Annotated in this window: 2 protein-coding genes; one reads left to right on the top strand and one right to left on the bottom strand. The window is 63.7% G+C overall.

Features of this window, described 5'->3' with window-relative positions:
* Positions 1 to 289: 289 nt before the first annotated feature.
* Positions 290 to 1645, top strand: coding sequence for a bifunctional UDP-N-acetylglucosamine diphosphorylase/glucosamine-1-phosphate N-acetyltransferase GlmU (gene glmU, locus IC66_RS0122330; RefSeq protein ID WP_038949108.1), 1356 nt, complete (start codon positions 290 to 292; stop codon positions 1643 to 1645).
* A 154-nt stretch (positions 1646 to 1799) separates the two neighbouring features.
* Here the strand turns inward: glmU and IC66_RS0122325 are convergent, their stop codons facing one another.
* Positions 1800 to 2018 (bottom strand): hypothetical protein, encoded by a 219-nt coding sequence (locus IC66_RS0122325; protein ID WP_028144547.1) that lies wholly within the window; start codon positions 2016 to 2018, stop codon positions 1800 to 1802.
* Between the last annotated feature and the right edge of the window lie 369 nt (positions 2019 to 2387).

Here is a 2387-nt window from a genome sequence, read left to right as displayed (position 1 = left end):
CCCGCCACATCATGCGGCGGTCGAACGCGCTTTCCTCGGCCACAAGTCCGGAGAACAGCCCGCCGGTCTCCTTGGTGCCGAAGGCATCCGCCAGTGGGTCGGAATCCTTTGCCATGAACGTTAAGTGCCCAGCCCTGTCCGGCTTCCCCGAATCAATCAGGGAACATTAACAGGAAAAGCGTGTCGCACTTGAATTCCGGGCGTTTGCGGGGGTAGCAAGGCAAGAGCTTTTGAGGGTGGCTGCCCGCCCGTCGCGCCAATTGATTCGGCCGTATCTGACAGGATTTCGATGACCGCCCGTTCCAGCCTCACGATCGTGCTCGCCGCCGGCGAAGGCACGCGCATGCGATCGAACCTGCCGAAAGTGCTGCATCCGGTAGCCCACCAGACCTTGCTCGCCCACGTGCTCGCCGCGGCACCCCAGGGAACCGGCACCTCGCTCGCGGTCGTGATTGGCCCCGATCACCAGGCGGTCGCGGACGAGGCAAAGCGCATCCGGCCCGACGCGCTCACCTTCGTGCAGGCCGAGCGGCTCGGCACCGCGCATGCGGTGCTGGCGGCGCGCGAGGCGATCGGGCGCGGCGTGGACGATCTCCTTGTTGCCTTCGGCGATACGCCGCTGATCTCGGCCGAGACCTTTGCACGGCTGCGCGCGCCGCTCGCCAGGGGCGCGGCGATCGCCGCGCTCGGCTTTCGCGCCGCCGATCCCACCGGCTATGGCCGCTTCATCGTCGAGGGCGAACGCCTGGTCGCGATCCGCGAGCAGGCCGATGCCAGCGCAGAGGAGCGCAAGATCGATCTGTGCAATGCCGGCGTGATGGCAATCGACGGGCGCCGGGCGCTCGAAATCCTCGGGCAAATCGGCAATGCGAATTCAAAGGGCGAGTATTATCTGACCGACGCGGTCGAAATCGTCCGCAAGCAGGGATGGGAGTCCGTGGTGATCGAGACCAGCGAGGATGAAGTGCGCGGCATCAACACCAAGGCGCAGCTTGCGGAAGCCGAAGCCGTGATGCAGGCGCGCTTGCGGAAAGCGGCGATGGAGGCCGGCGTCACGCTGATCGCGCCCGAGACCGTTTATCTGTCCGCCGACACATTGTTCGGCAAGGACGTGACGATCGAGCCTTTCGTGGTGATCGGCCCCGGCGTGTCGATCGCCGACGGCACCGTGATCCACTCGTTCTCGCACATCGTGCAGACCACGCTTGGCAAGAACGTTTCGATCGGCCCCTATGCGCGCTTGAGGCCCGGCACCTCGCTCGGCGACGGCGCGCGGATCGGCAATTTCGTGGAGACCAAGGCGGCGACACTGGAGGCCGGCGTCAAGGTCAATCATCTCTCCTACATCGGTGACGCCACCGTCGGCGCCAATTCCAACATCGGCGCCGGCACCATCACCTGCAACTACGATGGCTTCAAGAAACACAAGACAATCATCGGGCAGGGCGCCTTCGTCGGCACCAATTCCTCGCTGGTCGCCCCGGTCAAAATCGGCAATGGCGCCTATATCGGCTCGGGCTCGGTGATCACCCGCGACGTGCCTGACGATGCGATGGCACTGGAGCGCAACCAGCAGACCATCCGCGAAGGCGGCGCTGCGCGTTATCGCGAGCTGAAGACGGGCGGCAAGAAACCGGAGAAATAGGCACTATTCTGTTGTGTCGCAGCACACTCCGCCCTCATCCTGAGGGCCCACTGGAAGCGGGCGTCTCGAAGGAGGGCCGCGGGCGAGATGCGGGGGCTTCATGGCTCGAGACGCGCTTTGCGCTCCTCACCATGAGGGTCTTCGTCCGTAGGCGCTATTCGTCGTCGGCGAATTCGGAGAAGATCGCGCGGGTCAGGCGCCAGCCACGCGGCTTGGCGCGTTTGGCCGGCTCGCCCTCCGGATGCTTCAGGAAGACCGGCTTGCTTTCCTTGCCGCGCTGGGGCGGCGGCCAATGCGCCAAATGCGTGCCCGTGGTCTCGCTGGCACGCAAGTACATCGATGACAGACCTTTGCGGTCGGACGAGCCTTTCATGGCTTTGCTCTCCTGCACCGGAATCGTTGGTCAAACATATTGACAACAAGTTAACGTGCGCTGTCTAAGGCCGGCCAATTCGACGCAGGCGAAGCTCAGGTTGCGGTCCATGCTGTCTCAATCCGCAATAATTATTGAGTATATGGTTCCCTGGGATTTTCGCTAAAAACCGGGCGCGTCGTTTAGGCGATTTTTCGACGATTTGGGGGATAGTGATCCGCATGTGCGGGATTGTCGGCATTCTCGGGCGCGAGCCGGTTGCAGAGCAGCTGGTGGATTCGCTCAAACGTCTTGAATATCGCGGCTATGACTCGGCGGGCGTCGCCACGCTCGAAGGCAAGCACCTCGAGCGCCGTCGCGCCGAGGGCA

This window comes from Bradyrhizobium genomosp. III (genome assembly GCF_000261705.1).
GTDB classification, from domain to species: Bacteria; Pseudomonadota; Alphaproteobacteria; order Rhizobiales; family Xanthobacteraceae; genus Bradyrhizobium; species Bradyrhizobium ottawaense.
Note: the sequence above shows the minus strand (reverse complement) of the source record. Positions and strands in the feature narration are given on the sequence as shown.